The 714-nt window shown below is 39.2% G+C and carries 1 protein-coding gene; it reads right to left on the bottom strand.

The features are described 5' to 3' along the window. A partial coding sequence (locus H3001_RS19165) for a transposase (RefSeq protein WP_181215803.1) occupies window positions 1–316 on the bottom strand: 316 nt, incomplete at its 3' end. Window positions 317–714 lie beyond the last annotated feature (398 nt).

Raw genomic sequence — 714 nt, 5'->3', positions numbered from 1 at the left:
TGCGGAAACGGTTGATGGTATTATGGTCAGGAGTAACGTTGCCGGTAAGCCACATGAAGCGTATATCATTACGACAGAACTCTTCGATGCGACGGCTGGAATAGATATTACGCAGATAAGCATAGACCAGAATCTGAAGCATCATGCGCGGGTGGTATGCAGAACAGCCTTTAGGAGAATACCTGCGATAAAGTTCTTCGAGGTTTATCTGTTCAATGATACGGTGAACAACCCGGACCGGATCGTTCTGGGGAATAAAATCGCCTAAACATGGAGGTAAAAGCAGATTATCGTTGGATGTGTAACTTTTAAACATTATCTTTGGGATATATTGACTTGATTCCCTAAGATACAAAAAATTAGGGAAACGGGCAAGTTCTGACTTAGTGAAGTTAGGGCTTGCCCGATTTTTTTTGCAGACACAAAAAAGGCCATCTCAAAGTATTTTGAGACAGCCTCTTTCCTTTTTATATTAATGTTCCCAAATTGTTCTCGAATATCCTCTTACAAGTTACTAAAGAAAGTTCTAAGCTATAAATATCGGGAACTTACTGTTTTTGTATTTAAGGACTTGCGAAGAGCAGACAATGGCTCAGTAGAAATTTAGTGGGGATAAATTTGTAATCTAATCGAATAGTTCTTTACTTTACAGCATGGAAAACGATTATTTGAGCATGTTGGCCAGTATTGTACTGCCCACACAGATATTGGATT

This window comes from Phocaeicola faecicola (genome assembly GCF_013618865.1).
Lineage (GTDB): Bacteria > Bacteroidota > Bacteroidia > Bacteroidales > Bacteroidaceae > Phocaeicola > Phocaeicola faecicola.
This window is presented reverse-complemented; position numbering and strand designations above follow the sequence as displayed.